Annotated in this window: 20 protein-coding genes; 12 read left to right on the forward strand and 8 right to left on the reverse strand. The window is 35.4% G+C overall.

Annotation, left to right across the window (positions count from 1 at the left end; all coding sequences use genetic code 11):
- Positions 1–216: 216 nt before the first annotated feature.
- The 4 genes from CHSO_RS13135 to aroB form a co-directional block, all read right to left on the reverse strand.
- Positions 217–918 (reverse strand): porin family protein, encoded by a 702-nt coding sequence (locus tag CHSO_RS13135; RefSeq protein ID WP_045496626.1) that lies wholly within the window; start codon positions 916–918, stop codon positions 217–219.
- A 403-nt stretch (positions 919–1,321) separates the two neighbouring features.
- A complete protein-coding gene (locus tag CHSO_RS13140) occupies positions 1,322–1,921 on the reverse strand; it encodes a porin family protein (RefSeq protein WP_045496629.1) in 600 nt (199 codons plus the stop codon).
- 248 nt (positions 1,922–2,169) lie between these two features.
- Positions 2,170–2,802 carry a porin family protein gene (locus CHSO_RS13145; protein ID WP_045496632.1) on the reverse strand — a complete coding sequence of 211 codons (633 nt, stop codon included), beginning with the start codon at positions 2,800–2,802 and terminating at the stop codon, positions 2,170–2,172.
- A gap of 276 nt (positions 2,803–3,078) precedes the next feature.
- Entirely contained in the window at positions 3,079–4,125 is a 1,047-nt protein-coding gene (gene aroB / locus CHSO_RS13150) for a 3-dehydroquinate synthase (RefSeq protein WP_045496635.1), read from the reverse strand.
- 101 nt (positions 4,126–4,226) lie between these two features.
- Between aroB and CHSO_RS13155 the strand changes: the two genes are divergently transcribed.
- A complete protein-coding gene (locus CHSO_RS13155) occupies positions 4,227–5,408 on the forward strand; it encodes a pseudouridine synthase (protein WP_144428923.1) in 1,182 nt (393 codons plus the stop codon).
- Between the two features lie 177 nt (positions 5,409–5,585).
- Here the strand turns inward: CHSO_RS13155 and pncA are convergent, their stop codons facing one another.
- Complete coding sequence (gene pncA, locus CHSO_RS13160; protein WP_045496638.1) at positions 5,586–6,191, reverse strand: bifunctional nicotinamidase/pyrazinamidase; 606 nt, start codon at positions 6,189–6,191, stop codon at positions 5,586–5,588.
- A 267-nt stretch (positions 6,192–6,458) separates the two neighbouring features.
- On the opposite strand from pncA, the gene CHSO_RS13170 reads away from it, so the two are divergent.
- From CHSO_RS13170 to CHSO_RS13190, 5 genes are all read left to right on the forward strand, one after another.
- The gene (locus CHSO_RS13170) at positions 6,459–7,601 is read left to right on the forward strand and encodes a DEAD/DEAH box helicase (RefSeq protein WP_045496644.1); all 1,143 of its coding nucleotides are present in this window, start codon (positions 6,459–6,461) and stop codon (positions 7,599–7,601) included.
- Positions 7,602–7,787: 186 nt separating this feature from the next.
- A complete protein-coding gene (locus CHSO_RS13175) occupies positions 7,788–8,324 on the forward strand; it encodes a YfiT family bacillithiol transferase (RefSeq protein WP_045496647.1) in 537 nt (178 codons plus the stop codon).
- Positions 8,318–8,779 (forward strand): DUF1569 domain-containing protein, encoded by a 462-nt coding sequence (locus tag CHSO_RS13180; protein WP_232509063.1) that lies wholly within the window; start codon positions 8,318–8,320, stop codon positions 8,777–8,779. Before CHSO_RS13175 ends, CHSO_RS13180 begins: the two co-directional genes overlap by 7 nt.
- Positions 8,776–9,156, forward strand: coding sequence for a bacillithiol system redox-active protein YtxJ (gene ytxJ / locus CHSO_RS13185; protein ID WP_045496650.1), 381 nt, complete (start codon positions 8,776–8,778; stop codon positions 9,154–9,156). The genes CHSO_RS13180 and ytxJ overlap by 4 nt, the downstream gene beginning before the upstream one ends.
- Positions 9,156–9,752, forward strand: a complete 597-nt coding sequence (locus CHSO_RS13190; protein WP_045496653.1) for a Crp/Fnr family transcriptional regulator — start codon at positions 9,156–9,158, stop codon at positions 9,750–9,752. The genes ytxJ and CHSO_RS13190 overlap by 1 nt, the downstream gene beginning before the upstream one ends.
- A gap of 116 nt (positions 9,753–9,868) precedes the next feature.
- On the opposite strand, the gene CHSO_RS13195 is transcribed toward CHSO_RS13190, so the two are convergent.
- On the reverse strand, positions 9,869–11,290 hold the full coding sequence (locus CHSO_RS13195; RefSeq protein ID WP_045496655.1) for a PLP-dependent aminotransferase family protein: 1,422 nt from the start codon (positions 11,288–11,290) through the stop codon (positions 9,869–9,871).
- A 94-nt stretch (positions 11,291–11,384) separates the two neighbouring features.
- Here CHSO_RS13195 and CHSO_RS13200 point away from each other — a divergent pair, with 94 nt between their 5' ends.
- Complete coding sequence (locus tag CHSO_RS13200; RefSeq protein WP_144428924.1) at positions 11,385–12,269, forward strand: DMT family transporter; 885 nt, start codon at positions 11,385–11,387, stop codon at positions 12,267–12,269.
- A gap of 119 nt (positions 12,270–12,388) precedes the next feature.
- On the opposite strand, the gene CHSO_RS13205 is transcribed toward CHSO_RS13200, so the two are convergent.
- Positions 12,389–13,177, reverse strand: coding sequence for an AraC family transcriptional regulator (locus CHSO_RS13205; RefSeq protein WP_232509064.1), 789 nt, complete (start codon positions 13,175–13,177; stop codon positions 12,389–12,391).
- 141 nt (positions 13,178–13,318) lie between these two features.
- On the opposite strand from CHSO_RS13205, the gene CHSO_RS13210 reads away from it, so the two are divergent.
- Complete coding sequence (locus CHSO_RS13210) at positions 13,319–14,398, forward strand: Atu1372/SO_1960 family protein (protein WP_410493356.1); 1,080 nt, start codon at positions 13,319–13,321, stop codon at positions 14,396–14,398.
- A 1,218-nt stretch (positions 14,399–15,616) separates the two neighbouring features.
- Here the strand turns inward: CHSO_RS13210 and CHSO_RS13215 are convergent.
- Entirely contained in the window at positions 15,617–17,047 is a 1,431-nt protein-coding gene (locus CHSO_RS13215; protein ID WP_045496664.1) for a PLP-dependent aminotransferase family protein, read from the reverse strand.
- 101 nt (positions 17,048–17,148) lie between these two features.
- On the opposite strand from CHSO_RS13215, the gene CHSO_RS13220 reads away from it, so the two are divergent.
- The 4 genes from CHSO_RS13220 (at position 17,149) to CHSO_RS13235 (ending at position 20,868) form a co-directional block, all read left to right on the forward strand.
- On the forward strand, positions 17,149–17,604 hold the full coding sequence (locus tag CHSO_RS13220) for a cupin domain-containing protein (RefSeq protein ID WP_045496667.1): 456 nt from the start codon (positions 17,149–17,151) through the stop codon (positions 17,602–17,604).
- Between the two features lie 126 nt (positions 17,605–17,730).
- Complete coding sequence (locus tag CHSO_RS13225) at positions 17,731–18,615, forward strand: dihydrodipicolinate synthase family protein (RefSeq protein WP_045496670.1); 885 nt, start codon at positions 17,731–17,733, stop codon at positions 18,613–18,615.
- A 437-nt stretch (positions 18,616–19,052) separates the two neighbouring features.
- Entirely contained in the window at positions 19,053–19,850 is a 798-nt protein-coding gene (locus CHSO_RS13230) for a helix-turn-helix domain-containing protein (protein ID WP_045496672.1), read from the forward strand.
- A gap of 64 nt (positions 19,851–19,914) precedes the next feature.
- Positions 19,915–20,868 carry a nitrilase family protein gene (locus tag CHSO_RS13235; RefSeq protein WP_045496675.1) on the forward strand — a complete coding sequence of 318 codons (954 nt, stop codon included), beginning with the start codon at positions 19,915–19,917 and terminating at the stop codon, positions 20,866–20,868.
- Positions 20,869–20,921: the final 53 nt, after the last annotated feature.

Below are 20,921 nucleotides of genomic sequence, written 5' to 3' on the forward strand. Positions count from 1 at the left end.
CAATTAAAAAAAAGAAGTATTATCTTTTGTTTATATAAAATATTTCAATACATATGGAATATTTGTGATAAATTTTATGTTAAATTTATCCTATATGGAAATATATCTTAATTGGTAAATAATTATATTTTCTAATGATAAAAAAATAGTCTGTCTCCAAAAAACAAAAAGCCAGGCATTAAAAATACCTGGCCTACATCGAAAAATAATAAATATCTATTTGAATTTATATGCTACACCCACCTGAAAGGCATTGTTTCTCATTTTATAATCAGTTTCTTTCATAATATTCGAAATTCCTGCTGTAAATCTTGCTGTTACTCCAAAGTTTTGAGTGAAGTAATATCCTGCACCAATGCCAATACCAAAATTGAATCTTCTGTAAAGATCCATTGGTAAGTCTTCAGAATAGCTTTCTTTAGAAATAGTGGTAGAATTTCCTTTTATTGTGGTCCTTGTATCATCCCCTTTTATTTTGCCTCCTAATAGATATCCAAATTCAGGACCTGCTTCTACATAAAGCTGGGGAAGGATATTGTACTGAACCATAACCGGAAGGGTAAGGTAATTTAAATTTGCCTTATATTCAAAATTACTTTTAAAGCCGTAATTAGAACTATAATAGCTATATGTTTCTTCAACTTTTGAACCTAGTTGGCTAAAAAGAAGTTCGGGCTGAATGCTGAATTTTTCTGCCACCGGGATGTTAACAAAAACCCCTGCTTGAAAACCGACTTTTAGCTTATCCTCATCGTTATGATCCCCAGACTCATAATACCTATCATCACTACGGGAAATTGTAGAAGCATTAAGTCCTGCTTTAACTCCGAAAGTAATAGGTGAAGATGACTTAGTTTTTTCCTGCGCATTAATGAAAAGGCTTCCTGCAAAAGCCACTCCTATGAATAATTTTTTCATGATTATTAATTTAAATTTTCATTTCACACTGCATCAAAATTCCCGCCAAAGAGATAAAATTGATAAAAGTCATATAAAAGCGAAAAAGTCAGATTTAACAAGTAAACCTGGCTTTTTCTATTGAAATCAAAATGTATTCTATTTAGTATGGAAATATAGTTTGTATTTCCGTTATCTATTTCTCTGTTTTAAACCAATATGTACTATCATTTTTAAATTACCCTTTCATCCTGAAAGCATAAAGTAAAAATTGTATCTTAAAGATCCTCTTAAAACTGATATAATTAATACTCTATACACAAATTTCTTGCCAAAAAAATTAAATAAAGATTTAGATATAAAAAAACCGGATTACATAAATAATCCGGTTATAAAAGTTTGTTATTAAAGCTAAGTGTTAGGCTTAGAATTTATAAGCTAAACCAACTTGGAAAGCTCCATTCTTGTTAGAGTCTGAACCGCTAACTTTGTCTTTATTGATATCTGTCAATCCTGCTACATATCTTACATTAACACCAATGTTCTGAGTGAAGTAATAACCAGCACCAAGACCTAGTCCGAAGTCAAAAGTTTTCAATCCGTCTTTGATATCTACAGAGTTAGAATTATATTTAGCTTTTGCACTTATTAAGAAACCGAATTGAGGTCCTGCTTCTAAATATAGGTTAGGAAGTGCATTGTACTGGAACATTACAGGTACTGCGATATAATCTAAATTAGCTTTAAGATCACTATTTCCTTTATATTTTGCTCCCATACCACTGTATAATACTTCCGGCTGAACAGAGAAATCCTGAGCTACTGGAATGTTAGCAAATACTCCACCATAGAAACCAGCTTTTGACTTTGAGTCACTATCAGTAAAGCTAGAAACATTAAGACCTGCTTTCAATCCAAATCTCACTGGAGAAGATGAAGCTGTATTAGCTGTATTATTAGAAGTTTTTTGTGCAAAAGAGAAAGTTCCTGCTACTAATGCAAGACCAAAAAGAATCTTTTTCATAAGTTTTTATTTAATAGTTTTTAAGTTTTGTTTAACAATTTCTTTATAATCAAATTGTGTGCCAAAAAAACGAAATGGTATTATTTATCTTTGTAATAGGGTATTAAAGATATAACTTTACATTTATTCTATAGAAAAATAACTATATTTCATTAACATAATTTAAGAATTATAATAAAAAAGACCAGATTAAAATTTAACCTGATCTTTTATTGAATATAAAAATTTGTTACTGAATGTTAAGAAGCTTAATTGAATTTATAAGCTAATCCTACCTGGAATACGTTGTTTCTAATGGCATCAGATCCGCTAGGTCTGTCTTTTGCAATATCCGTTAAACCGGCAACATATCTCGCTGTAATCCCAAAGTTTGGAGTGAAGTAGTATCCTGCTCCTAAACCAACACCAAAGTTAAATGTATTCAGGTTATCTTTATAGTTGTCTGTTGTAGAAGACTGACCTGTAGATTCATTTTTCACTTTGTTCTTAGCACTTACCATGAATCCGAACTCAGGTCCAGCTTCTAAATAAAGGTTAGGAAGTGCATTGTACTGGAACATTACCGGTACTGTAATATAATCTAACTTAGTAGAATTCGAGATGGTTGTACTGTTGTTTAACTTATAATCAGACTTCTCTCCATACTGAGAGTACAATACTTCTGGCTGAATGCTGAATGAAGAGGCTACCGGGATGTTGGCAAATACACCAGCATTGAATCCGATTTTAGATTTCTGATCATCCAGACTGTTATTTTTTGAAAGTGAAGAAACGTTCATTCCTCCTTTTACCCCAAATGATACAGGGCTAGAAGAAGTTTTTTGTTGAGCGAACGCTAATGTTCCTGCAGTTACTGCTAATCCTAAAATTAACTTTTTCATAACTTTAAATTTTTAATTTTTACTCTTTCTTAATTTTAAATTTTACTACTTGTTCACATTTCTGTTGAACGCTGAAGATCTTTCAAATTGCTTGCCAAAAAATAATTTTCAGGATGAAATCAATAACAAAACCACCTGAAAAGCAAGTGGTTTTATTTTTATTATATTGATTTACAGTTGATTAATAAACTAATTAAACATTTGTTTAGAAATGATCTAAATTGACAATTTTGTCAAAATAATCATTTGAAAAATAGAATAATTCACTAAAATTGGTTACGCATCATTCAATTTTCTGTAAAAAGATAATGATTCAATGATATTTTTTTGGCTGCATTGATAATCATAATTACATTCACCAATACCGGTAAGCAAAGAGAAGTTAATTTTACTGTCCACATTCTTTTTATCATTTAAAAGCAATGCTGTAATATCTTCATCTTTAAAATCACTGATATCTAAATAAGGATAATACCTCTGGATGTTTTCAATGATTGTTTTTGAATCTTCCTCTGAAATAAGGTTTTCAAGATATGCCAGATGGGCTTCACAGATCATTCCCATGGCAACAGCTTCACCATGAAGAATAGGGTTTTCCTGCTGTAAACACAAACTTTCCACTGCATGGCCTATTGTATGTCCGAAATTCAGGGTTTTTCTGATATTGCTTTCATGGAAGTCCTTTTCTACAACGTCCTGTTTAATATCCATAGAATTCTGGATGTAGGGGGTTACAGCTTCCACATCAAGCTTATGAAGCTGAATCAGCTGATTCCAGTGAGCTTTATCTGCAATAAGGCCGTGTTTCAGCATTTCAGCAAATCCACTTCTTAATTCTTTAAAAGGGAGTGTTTCTAAAAATTTAGGATAAATAAAAATCTGTTCCGGGAAAGCGAATGTTCCCACCATATTTTTATAATGCATCAGATCAATTCCTGTTTTCCCGCCAATAGAGGCATCACACATAGATAAAAGGGTAGTAGGAATATTAATGAACTTAATTCCTCTTTTATAGGTAGAGGCTACAAAACCACCCATATCTGTAATGACACCGCCCCCCAGGTTAATAACCAATGCTTTTCTGTCTGCCTGCATTTCTGTAAGAATTTCCCAAAGCTGATTGGCTGTCTGGATATTCTTCATTTCTTCTCCAGCTTCGATCTCCAGGATTTCAAACCCAAGATCTGTTTCCATATTGCCTAAAAGAACAGGAAGGCAGTATTCATGAGTATTTTCATCCACCAAAATAAAAATTTTACTGAATGTATTCTCGTGAAGAAAGGTATTGAGCTGAGAAAAATTATCGTTTAATATTGTTATCATTTTCGAAAATATGTAAGGTTAAAATGTAAACTATACTGCAAAGTTATGATTCTAAATTTTTAACTCGTAACTAAATTACTATCTTTGCAGAAATTTTTAGAATGAGCAGAGATAATAATAATTCAGACAGACCAAAGAGACCAAGAATTTCAACCAAGAAAAGTTCTGATGATTCTCGTGCTTCCAGATCTGGAAATTCTTCAGGATCAAAACCTTTTAAAAAACCTTTTTCTAAAGATGGTGGAAGAAAAGGTCCCGAGCATTCAGGCTCCAACTCAAGATTTGAAAAGAAACCCTTCAAGAAAAATACCGGGAGCTTCAATAGCTCTAGTGATGATTCTGAACCAAAATCTGAAAGTAGGGCCTATATCACGAATAAAAGCGAAAGCTACGAAAAGAAATCTTTTGGAAAACCTAAGAGAGGTGGAAAAAGCTTCGATGCCAGAGATAAATACGAAAGAGGTAGCTTAAAATATGGTAGGAGACCATCTAATGGAGATGATAGAAGTGAGGATAAGACAAGATCTTTTGTACAAAAGAGAAGATTGAATAAAATCGAAAAAGATGTTCATAAAGACAGCATTCGTCTTAATAAGTATATTGCTAATTCCGGAATCTGCAGCAGGAGAGAGGCTGATGAGCTTATCACACAAGGGCTTGTAGAGGTAAACGGAAAGGTAGTCAATGAAATGGGATATCAGGTACAGAAAACTGACAGAGTTGTTTTTGACGGACAAAGTATTACACCGGAAAAACCAGTTTATGTTCTTCTTAACAAACCAAAAGGGTATATTTCTACTACCAAGGATGACAAAGCAAGAAAAACAGTAATGGATCTTGTTGCAAATGCTTCTCCTTACAGATTGTTCCCAGTAGGAAGACTAGACCGTTCTACGACAGGGGTTATCTTATTGACTAATGACGGGCACATGACTAAAAAACTGACGCATCCATCTTTTGATGCTAAGAAGATTTATCATGTAACCTTGGATAAGAAGCTGACTGCTGAAGATTTACGTCTTATTGCAGAAGGAATCCGCCTTGATGAAGGGGTAGCAGTAGTTGACCAAATTTCATACATTGAAGGTAAGCCTAAAAATGAGATCGGAATTGAAATCCACATCGGATGGAACCGTGTTATCAGAAGAATTTTCCAAAGATTAGGATACGAGGTAGAAACTTTAGACAGAGTAATGTTTGCCGGATTAACGAAGAAAAACATCAAGAGAGGACACTGGAGAATCCTTACAGAACTGGAAGTAAATAACCTTAAAATGCTTTAAAATAGATCATTTTAAGATAAAAAAATAAAGGCGCAGAAATCAGTTTCTGCGCCTTTTTATATTGTTAATTGATGTGAATAGTATGTCATTCATCAATAATAATATATTCATATCAAAAAAAACAGCATCCGTTACTGGTGCTGTTTTTTTTATTTATTCAGGTACGCAATTAATATCTTATCCCAATACGGTTACTCCTTTTTCAATCATTTCATAGATTGCATCTCTGCCATTATCAGGTTTTACATTTACCGCTTTGGTTCCGTTGAAGTGAAGACAGGTAATATATCCGTTGGCTACGGCATCCTGAGCTGTGAACTTCACGCAATAATCCATTGCTAATCCTACAATTTCCACTAACTGAATATCATGGTATTTCAAGAAATCATCCAAACCGGTTTTCATGAAATGATTATTGTCCTGAAAACCGCTATAGCTATCAATTTCAAGATTCTTTCCTTTCTGTATGATATGAGTAACCTTGGTTTGGTTTAAGTCTTTATGGAATTCAGCCCCAAAAGTTCCCTGTACACAGTGATCTGGCCACATAAATTGCGGAACACCATTCAGGATAATGCTTTCTCCCACCTTGCGTCCGTTACTGCTTGCAAAGCTCTTATGTCCTACAGGGTGCCAGTCTTGAGTTAAAATAATCTGGTCATATTCATTTTCTTCCATCAGAAGATTGATATAAGGAATAATCTCATTGGCTCCTGGTACTGCTAATGCTCCACCTTCACAAAAATCATTCTGTACATCTACTATTATTAATGCTTTTTTCATATTTTGATTTCTCGAATTTTTGATAAATTTACAAAACTAATTGGCAAAAATTTGTCCAAAACTGAATTATCGGACAAATCGGCAAAAAAAAATAAAGGCGGGAAGCTGCAAGAAAGAAGATGGAAGTTGCTTTTAGTGATGCAACGACGAACTGTCATCTTTAAAAGAAGTATCATTATTTTTTGATCATCATTACTTCCTTCTTCCTTCTTCCATCACCCAGCTTCCAGCCTTTTAGCGTATCTTTGCAGCAAATAAATAGTTTTTATGTCATTTGAATCGTTAGGATTATCACACAATATTATTCGGTCTGTTAAGAAACTGGGGTATTTGAAACCTTTTCCAATTCAGGAACAGGCAATACCCGTTATTCTGCAAGGAAAAGATCTTATGGGAATTGCACAGACAGGTTCCGGAAAAACAGCTTGTTTTGTAATGCCGATTTTAGAAAAGTTACAGAATACAGAAGCTAAAAAAGATCGTAATGTTCAGGTTTTAATATTGGTTCCTACTCGTGAATTAGCTATTCAGATTGACGAAGTTTTCAGAGCATTTACAGAAAATTTGAAACGTGAAATACGTACCATGGCAGTTTATGGTGGAGTTTCTATCAACCCTCAGATGAAAGGAATGTTTGGGGTAGAAGTCCTGATAGCGACTCCAGGACGTTTATTGGATTTAATTGACCATAATGCACTGAGCATTTCAGAAATTCAGCATTTGGTAGTTGATGAAGCGGATAAGATGTTTCAGTTAGGTTTTGGAGAGGAGATGAATAAGCTTTTTGCTCTGATGCCTGTAGTGAAACAAACAACTTTATTCTCAGCAACTTTAAATGATAAAATTGCTGAAATGAAAGAACGTTTATCTATTAATCCAACCATTATTGAAATTAAAAAAGAAGAAGTTGAGATTTATAATATTGAACAGTTTGCTTATCATGTTTCTCCAGAAAATAAGGGGCCTTTTTTGCGATATCTGATTAAGGAAAAGAAAGTTGAAAAAGCTTTGATATTTGTTTCGTCTACCAGATCTGCTGATAATTTAGTAGAAAAACTTAAAAAGAATAAAATTAAGGCAGTGGCCATTCACAGTCAGAAGTCTCAGGGTGCCCGAAGAAATAATTTAGAAGAATTTAAATCTAATGGAGCACAAATTTTAGTGGCTACAGACTTAATTGGGCGTGGAATTCATATCGATTATCTGCCGTGTGTTATCAATTACGAACTGCCGCGTTCCCCTTTGGATTACATTCACCGAATTGGTAGAACAGGCCGTGCCAACGAAAAAGGAACCGCCATTAATATTCTGACAGACGATGAGCTGCAGCATTTTAGAGTCATTCAAAAGAAAATGGGTAAGAAAGTACCTTTAGAAAGAACGGAAGGAATTAACCTGCATGGCTACTAAAATATAAAATTACAATAAAAAGTTCCGACTGCACACAGTTGGAGCTTTTTTGTATTCATTACAATTAACATTTTTTTCATATTCAAATTTATTGAATTTTAATAAATTTACAGAATAGGGTAAAATTTTGCCCAAAACAGAATTACTAGACAAACCAACAATAATTAAAAGTTAAAAACCTGAACTATGAATGATCTTGAGAACAAAAAATTTCCAATAGGGCGGTTCGAAGCACCGGAAAATATCTGTGATACCACTTTAGACACCTATATTAAAGCCATTAATGACTTTCCCGGAAAACTAAAGAATCTCATTGAACATTTTACAGATGAACAGCTTGATACCCCTTATAGGGAAGGAGGGTGGACAGTGAGACAGCTTGTTAATCATATTGCTGACAGCCATAGCAACAGTTTTATCCGTTTTAAGTTAGCGCTTACCGAAGATAACCCAACCATCAAACCTTATGACGAAGCTAAATGGGCAGAACTTCAAGACAGCATTCACATGCCGATAAAGCCAGCGATGAGAATACTAAAAGGAACTCACCAACGATGGACAACACTTCTTAAAAGTCTTACCAATAAACAGTTTGAAAGAACCTTCCATCATCCTGAGCATAACAGAAATTATAATTTAAGGGATAATCTTGCTTTATATGTCTGGCACTGTAACCATCATTTTGCCCATATTGAAAATCTGAAGAAAGAAAAGGGTTGGTAAAGAAACATCTTAATAATCCAATATATTATAAGGAAATTACAGACAGAATTTCCAGATTATCTGCAGACAGCCAAAAAAAATGGGGAAAAATGGATGTCTGCCAGATGCTAACGCATTGTGATCTAGTTCTTCAGGTCGCTCTGCGAAAAATTGAACTTCCCCCTATTAATCTTCTCTTTGAGACCATAGGAATCGTTACAAAACTGGAAATGTATGTTTTCAATAACGGAATTCCCAGAAACATGCCTACTTTTCAAAAACTAATCGTTAATTTTGAGTGTGATTTTGATGAATCAAAAACCAATCTACTGAAAACGCTGAAGGAATTCCGGGAAGCCTGTGAAAACAGAAAACTACCTGATAGACACAGATTGTTCGGAAACATGACTGAAAAAGACTGGGAATTTTTAGAATATAAACATCTAGATCATCACTTAAAACAATTTAATGTATGAGTTTTTTTGATAAAATATTCGGTGGAAATAATAATGAAACCTCTGATCAAAAATCTTTCTGGCAAAATATAAAGTCTGAAGAAGACCTGGAAAAAGCCATTGAAAGTTCTTATCAGCATAAAATAGCAATATTCAAGCATTCAACAAGCTGTTTTATCAGCAAGACTGTATTGAGAAATTTTGAAAAGGAGGTTGAGAACTCTGATCAGGAGGTACAGGTATATTTTCTTGATTTATTAGCTCACCGGCCTCTTTCCAATAAAATTGCTGAGGATTTCGGGATAAGGCATGAAAGTCCGCAGCTGATTGTTATTGAAAACGGAAAGCCCGTTAACAGCGCTTCGCACCAGGACATTTCTTTAAGCCAGATTGTATAATGAAGAATATTAATAATTATTTAGCCAAAGTTTTAAATGTTCCTCTTCAAAATGTGAACACTTGCAGCCTGCATTATGAAGTAAAAAAGATTCCTAAAAATCAGTTTCTTCTTCAGTATGGTGAAATATGCCGACATATATTCTTTGTAGAAAAAGGGCTCTTGAAAATGTACTCTATTGATAAAAACGGAAAGGAGCATATTATACAGTTTGCTCCTGAAAGCTGGCTGATTTCTGACCGAAGCAGCCTTTATTTCAATGAAAAATCCAATTATTATATAGAAGCAGTAGAAGATTCTGAAGTTTTGTTTCTGCATCCTGATTTCTTCAATAAATTAGTAGAACAATTCCCGAACAGTATTGAGCGTAGCGATTTTCTGCTTCAGAAACACATCAGAAGTCTTCAAAACAGGATCAATTCTTTACTGGGAGAAACGGCAGAGGAAAGGTATATGAAATTTATTAAAATGTATCCGGATTTGCTTCTTAGAGTTCCTCAATGGATGATTGCTTCTTATCTAGGTATTACTCCTGAAAGTTTAAGCCGTGTAAGGAAAGAACTGGCAAGAAAGAACTTTGTTCCGGATAATAAGTAAAAGCTGGAAGCTGGAAGTTATTTTGAGCACAAAAGAACTTCCAGCTGCTATTGTTTACCAATATCAATAAGAATTAGCTTAAATCATTCTTAAAGCTACAACAACTTCCATCTCCCTTACCTTAAATAAATCTTTTTTGCGAGCTGGCCAACCTGTTTGAGTTTTGCCTGTGTATCTTCTGACCATGGAAGCCCGATACAAAGTCTCATACAGTTTTCAAACTGTTTCTGGAACGTAAACATTCTTCCGGGAGCAATGCTTATATTCTGTTTAATAGCAAGATCATAAAGCTCTGTAGTACGGATTTTTTTATCAAATTCTACCCATAAGGATAATCCTCCCTGTGGGCGACTGGTTTTGGTTCCTTCCGGAAAGTATTCGGCGATGGTTTGTACGTAATTCTGATAATTACTTTGCAACGTTTTTCTAAGCTGCTGAAGGTGCTTTTCATACCTTCCGGACTTCAAAAAGTTAGCAACAGCCTCATTCACAATTGAAATAGAAGATGTGGAATGCAAAAGTTTAAGCTTTAAGATCTTGTCTTTATATTTTCCAGGGGCAATCCACCCTACACGATATCCCGGGGCCAACGTTTTTGAAATAGAGCTGCAATACAGCACATTGCCATCTTTATCAAAAGATTTGCAGCATTTCGGACGGGTAGAACCAAAATAAAGGTCTCCATACACATCATCTTCAATCAACGGAATATTATTTTCTGAAAGGATTCTTACAATTTCTTTCTTATTCTCATCAGGCATGCAGCTTCCCAAAGGAGAATTAAAATTAGGAATCAACAGACACAGATCAATTTTGGGAATCAGTTTTTTAAAGGCCTCAATTTCTATTCCGGTGGTAGGATGGGTAGGTAATTCTAAAACTTTTAATCCCATTCCGTTAGCCAGCTGAAGAATCCCAGGATAACATGGACTTTCAATAGCAATGGTATCTCCTGGTTTTCCTAAAGCCATTAAACAAAAAGATAGGGCATTCATTCCTCCATTTGTAGTAATCAGATCATTTTCATGAAGATTTCCAGCCCATTGTAATGAGCGTACAGCAATCATTCTTCTCAGCTTCAGGTTTCCCTGTAGTTCTTCATATTCTGTTCCGCCCTCTTTTAATTCTCTTATCGCATGTACAATCTCTTTTTTCAGTTTGGCCTGAGGAAGAAGATCTCCGGATGGAATTCCAATGGAAAAGAAGGTGATGTCCTTTTTACCCATATTTTCATAGACTTTACTGATCAATTCATCAGGTTCGTCATTATTGGCAATCAAAGAAGGACGGCTCACTTCTGGCAGCGGAAGTTTTACAGACAAGAATTGGCTTACAAAATATCCGGACTGTGGCTTAGATTCTACAAGAGATTGAGATTCCAGCTCAAGAAAAACGCGTTTAGCTGTGTTCATGCTTACTTGATGCTCACTGCATAGCATTCTTACAGACGGAAGTTTATCTCCAGCCTTCAATACTCCAGTTCTGATCTGGGAGGCGATGCCATCTGCTATTTCTGTGTATAAAAATTCTTTACTCATTTTTTAACTGTACTCATGCAAATATACAAAACTGATACTGTGTTTGTTTATTTTTCCTCTTTAATTTTGTCCTTATAATTAAAAGCTTATCAAAATGATGACAAATACAATTTCAAAAGACCAAGCTTTAAGCGGCTGGATTAATGGTTTCATAGGGGTGTTGCTATTCAGCGGTTCCATGCCCGCCACCAAGCTTGCAGTGATGGAAATGGACCCTATATTCGCTACTATTGCGCGTGCTGTAATTGCTGGAATTCTGGCGCTTTCCGTTTTATTGATTTATAAGGAAAAACGCCCGGCAAAACATCAGTTATTTTCCTTAGTACTGGTTGCTATAGGGTGCGTCATAGGATTTCCTTTACTTTCTTCATTAGCCTTGCAGTATCTTACCTCTGCTCATTCTATTGTATTCTTAGGAATGTTACCTTTGGCTACTGCTATTTTCGGGGTTTTCCGTGGCGGAGAGAAACCACATCCTGTATTCTGGATCTTTTCTGTGATTGGCAGTCTTTTAGTTGTTGGATATGCTTTTTCTCAGGGTATTTCAGCGTCTCCAATTGGAGACATTCTGATGCTTCTGGCCATCATTCTGTGTGGAATGGGCTATGCAGAAGGAGCAAAACTATCTAAAACATTAGGCGGATGGCAGGTTATTTCATGGGCTTTGGTTATATCTTTACCTATTATGCTCCCTTTATTTTTTATTTATTTCCCTTCCAATATTGAATCCATAAGCTTTAAAGGGTGGTTTGGCTTAGGTTATATTTCCCTGTTCAGTATGTTTATCGGGTTTATATTCTGGTATAAAGGATTAGCACAGGGCGGAATTACTACCGTAGGACAGCTTCAGCTATTGCAGCCATTTTTCGGTCTTGCTTTAGCGGCATACCTTCTTCACGAACAGGTAAGCATAGGTATGTTGGGAATTACAGTTGGAGTGATTTTATGCGTTGTAGGTACTAAAAGATTTGCAAAATAGGTGTTAGTACCCATTTATTATAAATTTTAAACCCGTTTTCATCGATGAAAACGGGTTTTGCTATTCTATATAGTAATTCTCTTCCAATAAGATCCGAATCTAAATATTGAGAATAGTCCTTAGGTTTTAAGTACTTTAGGTTTAGCTTTCATCACCGCGAAATATGATGAAGTAAAGGCAGATAAACTTTGATATCCTACTTTGTAGGCTACTTCACTTAAAGTATATTGTTTTGTATCAATAAGTTCAATGCTTTTTAATATTCTGGTGAGTTGAAGGTATTTTTGTAAAGTAATTCCTGTTTCATTTTTAAAGTTTCGCTGAAGACTTCTTACTGACATTTGTGCCTTGGCTGCCAGGGAATCAATATCCAGATTATATTTAAAGGTGGAATTGATATCATTACAAACAGGAATTAATCTGCTGTCCTTGGGAATAGGAATCTCAAGTCCATTGCTTTCTTTGCAGAAGTTAGGAAGGCTTTTCAGAATTGCTTTAAAGAAAATATCCTGTTCTTCGTTTTCATCCAAAGATTGATTCCATTTTGAAGCATACAGCAGCATTTCTTTCAAAACAGAAGGAACAGCAAATACATGAACATTCTGATAAAAGTCTTCTTCAAAAACAGATTTGAATAAAAAGACCATCAGATTAACTGTTTTTGCTTCTGAAGTAATTTTATGTGCTTTTCCGGACGGAACCCAGATCACGTGATGCTGTGGGACCAGATAAATTTTCTGATCAATGTGAAAATATTGGTACCCCTCCTCCACAAAAGTAAGCTGGGCACGTTTGTGAACATGCTCGTAGTCGTCGTGTTTCCAGTCTTTTTCAAGCCATACATAAGCTTCTTTGTCGATGGTGTCTACAAACTGGCTCTGTGTTTTTTCAATCAGTCCACATTTCATACTGTCGTTTTGTATATATTTTTTGGCAAATTTAATAAAAACGACAATATTAATTTTGTACCATTAATTTATATCCTATTCGGAATGAAAAAAATATGTTCTTTTTTTATTTTAATTTTACTATTTAACACCACACAGATTATGGCACAGCAGAAAGCTAAAATATTGGTTCTTATCCATTCAGACAATGGTGGCACCTACGAACTGGCCAAAGAAATTGCCAAAGGTATTGAGAGCGAGAATAATGCTACTTCTTATATCAAACTGGTTAAGTCCTCACAGAATCAAAATCTGAAAGGGTTACCGGTTGCAACAGTAGATGAGCTAACCAACTATGACGGAATTGCTTTTGGATCACCTGTATACTTTGGAAATATCAGTACCGGAATGAGCGAATTTTTATCTAAAACCGTCCAGCTTTGGACCAATCATGCTTTGGAAGGAGTTCCGGCAGCTGTTTTTATGTCTGCAGGAAGCGGTGCGGGAAAAGAACTGGCTCTTCAGGCTTTCTGGAACAGTCTTGCTGTACATGGCATGATACTGGTATCTAATGGAATTCGCGGAACTGAAGAGTTGAACAAAGCCATTCCACAGGGAAATTCGGTATTAGGAATCACAACTATGGCTTCTCTGAAAGATGTTGAATGTCCAACAAAAGGAGAGAGAGCTTTGGCAGAACTTCAAGGGAAGAATTTTGCAAAAGTATCGTTAGCATTGAAAGATACACGCCAGAAAAAAACTGCTGCCATCGTTGAAAATCGTCAGAATTTTAATGAAATTTTAAAACAAAAAAATATTATTCTTCCACAAGTTCCTAAGCCTGCAGGAAATTATCAGCCATTTGTACGTTCTGGGAATCTTGTTTTCATCAATCAGGTTGCTTTAAAGGATGGAAAAATTTTCAATGCCGGAAAGTTAGGGGTAGATGTTAATGAACAACAGGTAAAAGATGCTGCCAGAGTTACCATGCTGAATGTTCTATCTGTTCTTAACGAAGCAGTAGGTGGTGATTTGAGCAGAGTAAAACAATGTGTACAGCTTACTGGAATTTTCAACACAAAGGATGATTATACCAAACATGCTGATCTGATGAACGTAGCGTCGGATCTTACAGCTGAAGTTTTTGGAGAGAAAGGAAAACATGCAAGAGCAACATTTGGGGCTTCTTCCATTCCTGTGAATTCTTCGGTGGAGATTCAGGCTGTTTTTGAAGTGGAATAATTTTTCCCACGGATCTCACTGGAAAATATATAATAAATTAATAGCGCAAATGGATGATTATTTGCGCTATTTTTATGCATTGGGGGAGATTATAATTTCCCACAGATATCACAGATTTGCACAGATGATAATGGAAAAGGAAGCAGATAAAATCTGTGGGAGCTTTTTTTAATATCTCGCAGATCATGCTGATTGCGCGGATTTTTCCCCACAAATTTCACAGATTAACACAGATGACTTTGGAAAAGTAAGCAGGTAAAACCTGTGTGATTTGCGTAATCTGTGGGAACTTTATAAATATCTCGTGGATTTTTTAACCACAGATCTTCACGGATTAGCACAGATGACTCTGAAAAAGGAAGCAGATAAAATCTGTGGGAACTTTTTTTAATATCTCGCAGATCTTGCTGATTGCGCGGATTTTTCCCCACAAATTTCACGGATTAGCACAGATGATAATGGAAAAGAAAGAAGATTAAACCTGTGGGAACTTTTAATATCTCATAGATCTTGCTGATTGCGCGGATTTTTTTAAAAGCATAGATAATTTTGGGTGTATAGACTGTTTTAGCGTAATAATCAAGAAGGTTATAGCCAAATTTTAAAGCATAACTATCTGTGGAGATCCGTGTAAATCTGTGGTTTTAAATAAAAGCAATATTATATTAACCATAGATTTTTACAGCGGATCCACTGACAATGAAAAGAAAACAAAAAATAAGATCTGTGTTATTTGTGGGATCTGTGAGAATCTTATTTAACATCCCACAGATTCCTCAGATTGACACAGATGACTTTGGAAAAGTAAGCAGGTAAAACCTGTGTGATTTGCGTAATCTGTGGGAACTTTATAAATCTCTCGTGGATTTTTTAACCACAGATCTTCACGGATAGCACAGATGATAATGGAAAAAGAAGCAGATAAAATCTGGGGAAACTTTTTTAATATCTCGCGGATCTTGCTGATTGAGCAGATGATTATGGATGGAAAATTATCAGTTACTCAATAAGCTGATAAGATTTGCGTTATTTGCGAGAGCCTTATTTAACATCCCACAGATTCCTCAGATTAACACAGATGACTCTGGAAAAGAAAATAGATAAAATCTGGGGGATTTGTGTAATCTGTGGGAACTTTATAAACATTTCGTGGATTTTTTAGCCATAGATTATAAAAGATAAGATCTGGGTTATGTGCGGAATCTGCGAGAACCTTCATTAAGAAAGTTGTTTAAATATTTCTGCAATAATCTGTATACTTTGTTCCAATTGTTCTTCTGAAACAGAACCATAGCTTAATCTAAAGCCGTTGACAAGATTTCTGCTGTATTGCTTTGGATGAATGATCTTAATATTTTTCTCCAATAATAATGAAGTGGCTTTATCCCAATCCAGTATTATTTTTGGGACAATCCAAAACGCCAATCCTCCTTCAGGCAGGGTAAAGTAGGCAACATCTTTCATGTACTTATTCAAAATACCATATACGAAATCTCTTTTGTGTTTATAATGAGCTGTCGCTTTTCTGATGTGTTTTTTAACAGCCCCTTCTTTAATTAACTGCAAAACGGCCTGCTCCATAATTACATCTCCATGTACATCAATAATCTTTCTTAGGCTTCCGATTCTTTGTAATAAATTCTGATTTTTAGTGGCCAGATATCCAATCCTCAATGCCGGTGCCACCACCTTACTTAAGGTTCCTACATATACATAGTTATTGAGTTCGGGAAAGCTTGAAATAGGCAGAATAGGGCGGTAACCGAAATGAAACTCATTATCATAATCATCTTCAATAATTATGATATTATGCTGATTGGCAAGCTCTATCAATCTTAACCGTCTTGATAAGCTTAAAGTAACCATCGTTGGATATTGTCTGTGAGGGGTAATATAGATTGCTTTTATAGTTTTATGCTGAGACAAAAGTTCTTCTATATCATCTACACAAATTCCATTTTCATCTACAGATACAGGCAGCAGTTTTGCTCCAGAGTACTCAAAAGCCTGCCATGCCGGTTGATAGCCTGGATCTTCAACAATCACAAAATCTCCTGAAGTTAAAAGACTCTGAGCGGTCAGAAACATGGCCATCTGACTTCCTCTTGTAATCGAAATTTCAAGTTCATTAATCTGCATGCCTCGTTGATGATTCAGCATTTGGGAGATTGTTTTCCTAAATTCGATGTCGCCATGTTCATCTCCATAGCCCATCATCTGCCATTTTGCTTTGATTCCGAAAATCTGCCGGTAGGCTCTTGCCAGTTCTGTTACAGGAGCTATTTTACTGTCCGGATGGCCATCATCAAAGGTAATCATCATCCCTTGAGGTATCATTAAATGATCTGATATATCTGATGTTCTATAAACTTTTTTTTCATGTAAAGCAGGAAGATTTTCAGAAACAAAAATACCTTTCCTTTCTTTGGAAATTACCCATTCTTCATTAATTAATACCTGATAAGCTTCAACCACCGTATTTCTGTTGATTTTCAACATGGTTGCCAGATTCCGGCTACCAGGAAGTGTATCACCGGGTTTCAATCTTCCGGAACGGATGTCTGCGATAATAATGTCTGCTATCTGTAAATAAACGGCTTTATCAAGCTTTTTATCAATTTCAAATTCTAATTTCCAAGGTCTCAACATCTGGACTATCTATTTATGTAAAAACTGAATCATTTAAACAGTCCAAATATAAAATAATTTTGTCATGCAATAAAGCACAGAATCTTTAAATTTTTAAAATCATGGACAAGACACAGTTCAGTTCAAAAGACTTTCACGAAACCTATGCAAGACCAAAGTATGTAAAACCGGCTCATTTAATTCATAAAAATGTAGAAAATGCAGGGGAGCACAATCAGTTTTCAACAGAAAGGAAACACCCGGTTTTCTTTGTAGATCTTCCAAGCAAAAATGTAAGTATGACCATTGGCGGATTACTACCCGGACAACAAACCAACAGACACCGTCACACGTATGAAACCGTATTGTTTGTGCTCGAAGGAAAGGGCTGGACAGAAGTGGAAGATGAAAGAGTATATTGGGAAGCAGGAGATGCCGTTTATATTCCATCGTGGGCATGGCATAAGCACCAGAACCTGAGTGATACAGAACCTGCCAAATATATTGCCTGTGAAAATGCACCACAATTGCAGAACTTAGGGGTAGCCCTGAGAGAAGAAGAGGGTAGAGACCTTTAATTCTTGACTGATAGAAAGTAGTAAGATCGTACTTTCAATTTAAAATAAAATCCGGCTTACTACTTTTTATCAGTTTATTTTTAATTCCATTACAACAAAACAATCTTTATTTTAAACCAAGAACATATGAAAAACGTTCCATTTAAAGGAATTATCGCATATCCTATTACTCCGTTTCATGAAAACAACACCATCAATCTTCCGCTTTTTAAAAATATGGTTGAAAAACTGGTCGTCTCCGGAAGCCACGGAATTGCGTCACTGGGAAGTGCCGGTGTTATGCCTTACTTATCTGACGAAGAAAAGGAAGCAGTAACAGAAGCAACCCTACAACAAGTAAAAGGAAGAGTTCCCACGCTTATAGGTGTTTCCAACCTGACCACAGAAAAAACCGTCTACCACGCACAGTTTGCTGAAAAGGCAGGTGCTGATGCTGTAATGATTATTCCCATGAGCTACTGGAAACTGACTGATGATGAAATTGTGGCTCATTATGATACAGTAGCCAGCACAATTTCTATTCCGATTATGGCCTATAATAATCCAGCAACCGGTGGAGTAGATATGTCTCCGGCTCTTTTGAAAAGACTACTTGAGATTCCTAATGTAACGATGATTAAGGAAAGTACAGGTGATATACAAAGAATGCATTACTTAAGAAAGGAATTGGGAGAAGATGTAGCTTTTTATAATGGTTCCAATCCATTAGCATTAGCGGCTTTTTCTGCCGGAGCAACAGGCTGGTGTACTGCGGCTGCCAATCTGATCCCTGAGCTGAATCTTAAGCTTTATCAGGCTATTCAGAACAATCAATTGCATGAAGCCCAGAATGTTTTCTACAAACAGGTAGAATTGTTGAAATTTATTGTAGCCAAAGGATTACCCAGAGCAGTTAAAGCTGGGTTAGATATTTTGGGAGAAGAAAGCGGTTATTTGAGAAATCCTTTAAAATCATTGACAGAAATTGAAACTGAAGAGCTGAGAAAGATTCTTAATGAAATAAGAAACTGATTGTTGTTGGAAAATGCAAAGGCACAGCTTTTTCCATTCATGACGTTTATTAAGGTGCAAGGATTTCATCTCCGATGAAATAGAATGCTGCATATTTGAACCATTAAGATTTTTAAGAGAATAGGCTGGAAGCTGGAAGTTACTATGGGAGTTACCATTTCTGACGTTGCCCTAAAATTTGATGAAGCAGTCTTTAAAGGAATAATAGATTACAGGGTTGTAAGTGGTTTTTTAACCTCAACTCACTTCCCCCTACCAGTTCCAGGCTTCTTTCCTTACTAAAAGCAAAAATGTCTTATCCTGAACTCAGGTTATTTTAATCGCCACAGATGCACGAATAAAAAATCATTCGTGCATTCGTGGCAAATAATAAACATATAAAATCTGTGTAAATCAGAGTCATCTGTGGTAAAATAAAAATTTATGTACATTTGACTATGCAGATTTCACCTCCAAAACATCTGGCCCCCTTCATTCGACATTATATCATCCTAGAAAACAATGGAAAGGATGTAAAGAACGTCAGATTATTTACTGATGGCAGCAGTGGATTGATTTTGTCTGCTACTATAAATCTGTTTTCTCATCATCCGGAGGAACACATACCGGCTTCATTTTTTTATGGAACATTGAACAGGTATAAAGATTTTTATTCAAAAGGTAATTTTTCCTTTATAGCAGTGGTTTTTCAACCTTATTTTTTAAATATGCTTTTGAAAACCTCTGCAAAAGAAGTTAAAAATCAGATTATTTCTGTGGAAGATGTAGTAAAGGACAAGTTCACCACTTTCCAGGAAAGTCTTTTTTATAAAACAAATCCATTAACGGTTATTGATGATCTGAATATTTTTTTCTCGCAATTTATATCGAAAGAGATTGGAGTTGATTATCAACTTATAGGAGCTATTCAGCAATACATTCTACAGCATAAAGGTTCCGTATCATCCAGAGATCTGGAAAACTTTACAGGATATTCTGAACGGCATCTGGAAAGAAAGTTTGAAGACTATCTGGGCATTTCTCCTAAAAAATATACTAATATTATCCGTCTTCATTATTTTTTAAGCCTTATGAATCAGGAAATCAGTGATGAAAATATGACTGCTCTTTCTTATCATGCCGGGTATTCTGATCAGTCCCATCTGATTAGAGAATTTAAAAAGAATATAGGACTTACTCCGCGACAATATATAAGAACAGAAAATAAAATGGCAGTCAACTTCATTGAGCTGTAATCCTCATGTCGGTTTTATACAATTTTTCTTTGGCAGACTGAAATAGATTTGCTTAAAAAAAATAATGAATATTAAAATTTCAACCGCACAATTTGAAAACAAGAGTGGAGATAAAGAATATAACCTGGGTGTTATAGAAAAGTTGGCTCAAAAAGCTTCTTCTGAAGGCTCTGATATAATTGTCTTTCATGAATGTTCAATCACCGGATATACTTTTGCCAGAAACCTTTCCAAAGATCAACTACTTGATATTGCAGAACTTATTCCTGATGGAGAAAGTATCCAAAGACTACAACAAATTGCTAAACAATATAATATCGTTATTCTGGCCGGACTTTTTGAAAAGGATGAAAATAACAATCTCTTCAAGGCTTATGTATGTGTAGATGAAACAGGATTGAAAGCCAAATACAGAAAGCTTCATCCTTTTATTAACCCGCATCTTACACCAGGGAATGAATACTGTGTCTTTGAAATTCTGGGCTGGAAATGTGGTATTCTGATCTGCTATGACAACAATATTATTGAAAATGTAAGAGCCACTAAACTTCTGGGTGCAGATATTATTTTTATGCCTCATGTTACCATGTGTACGCCTTCCACAAGGCCGGGTGCTGGTTTTGTAGATCCTCAACTTTGGGAAAACAGGGTAGAAGATCCTACGTCTTTACGTCTGGAATTTAATGGTATGAAAGGAAGGGACTGGCTCATGAAATGGCTTCCAGCAAGGGCTTACGACAATGGAGCTTATATTGTCTTTTCAAATCCTATTGGAATGGATGACGACCAGCTTAAAAACGGATGTTCTATGATTATTGATCCCTTTGGAGATATCATTGCAGAGTGTCATTCATTTGAAGACAGTTTTGAATCGGCTGTCATCATTCCTGAAAAACTTACCCAGGCAGGAGGATACCGCTATCTCAATGCAAGACGTCCGGAACTTTACAGAGATATTATCGGAAAAGAGCATTCCTCTATGCAAAAAGTAGTATGGTTGAATGAGAAAGAAAAATAACTATTATTATTCTGATAATTTGATACAATTTAAATAATTTTTATAATACAATT

Origin of the sequence: Chryseobacterium sp. StRB126 (assembly GCF_000829375.1) — a bacterium.
Lineage (GTDB): Bacteria > Bacteroidota > Bacteroidia > Flavobacteriales > Weeksellaceae > Chryseobacterium.

What these genes read in the sequence shown, in the direction of transcription:
- aroB (WP_045496635.1), bottom strand. Translation starts at nt 4,125, where the DNA reads ATGATAACAATATTAAACGATAATTTTTCTCAGCTCAATACCTTTCTT.
- CHSO_RS13235 (WP_045496675.1), top strand. Translation starts at nt 19,915, where the DNA reads ATGAATATTAAAATTTCAACCGCACAATTTGAAAACAAGAGTGGAGAT.
- CHSO_RS13195 (WP_045496655.1), bottom strand. Translation starts at nt 11,290, where the DNA reads ATGAGTAAAGAATTTTTATACACAGAAATAGCAGATGGCATCGCCTCC.
- pncA (WP_045496638.1), bottom strand. Translation starts at nt 6,191, where the DNA reads ATGAAAAAAGCATTAATAATAGTAGATGTACAGAATGATTTTTGTGAA.
- CHSO_RS13135 (WP_045496626.1), bottom strand. Translation starts at nt 918, where the DNA reads ATGAAAAAATTATTCATAGGAGTGGCTTTTGCAGGAAGCCTTTTCATT.
- CHSO_RS13220 (WP_045496667.1), top strand. Translation starts at nt 17,149, where the DNA reads ATGGACAAGACACAGTTCAGTTCAAAAGACTTTCACGAAACCTATGCA.
- CHSO_RS13175 (WP_045496647.1), top strand. Translation starts at nt 7,788, where the DNA reads ATGAATGATCTTGAGAACAAAAAATTTCCAATAGGGCGGTTCGAAGCA.
- ytxJ (WP_045496650.1), top strand. Translation starts at nt 8,776, where the DNA reads ATGAGTTTTTTTGATAAAATATTCGGTGGAAATAATAATGAAACCTCT.
- CHSO_RS13190 (WP_045496653.1), top strand. Translation starts at nt 9,156, where the DNA reads ATGAAGAATATTAATAATTATTTAGCCAAAGTTTTAAATGTTCCTCTT.
- CHSO_RS13200 (WP_144428924.1), top strand. Translation starts at nt 11,385, where the DNA reads ATGATGACAAATACAATTTCAAAAGACCAAGCTTTAAGCGGCTGGATT.
- CHSO_RS13210 (WP_410493356.1), top strand. Translation starts at nt 13,319, where the DNA reads ATGGCACAGCAGAAAGCTAAAATATTGGTTCTTATCCATTCAGACAAT.
- CHSO_RS13230 (WP_045496672.1), top strand. Translation starts at nt 19,053, where the DNA reads ATGCAGATTTCACCTCCAAAACATCTGGCCCCCTTCATTCGACATTAT.
- CHSO_RS13225 (WP_045496670.1), top strand. Translation starts at nt 17,731, where the DNA reads ATGAAAAACGTTCCATTTAAAGGAATTATCGCATATCCTATTACTCCG.
- CHSO_RS13155 (WP_144428923.1), top strand. Translation starts at nt 4,227, where the DNA reads ATGAGCAGAGATAATAATAATTCAGACAGACCAAAGAGACCAAGAATT.
- CHSO_RS13145 (WP_045496632.1), bottom strand. Translation starts at nt 2,802, where the DNA reads ATGAAAAAGTTAATTTTAGGATTAGCAGTAACTGCAGGAACATTAGCG.
- CHSO_RS13140 (WP_045496629.1), bottom strand. Translation starts at nt 1,921, where the DNA reads ATGAAAAAGATTCTTTTTGGTCTTGCATTAGTAGCAGGAACTTTCTCT.
- CHSO_RS13205 (WP_232509064.1), bottom strand. Translation starts at nt 13,177, where the DNA reads ATGAAATGTGGACTGATTGAAAAAACACAGAGCCAGTTTGTAGACACC.
- CHSO_RS13215 (WP_045496664.1), bottom strand. Translation starts at nt 17,047, where the DNA reads ATGTTGAGACCTTGGAAATTAGAATTTGAAATTGATAAAAAGCTTGAT.
- CHSO_RS13170 (WP_045496644.1), top strand. Translation starts at nt 6,459, where the DNA reads ATGTCATTTGAATCGTTAGGATTATCACACAATATTATTCGGTCTGTT.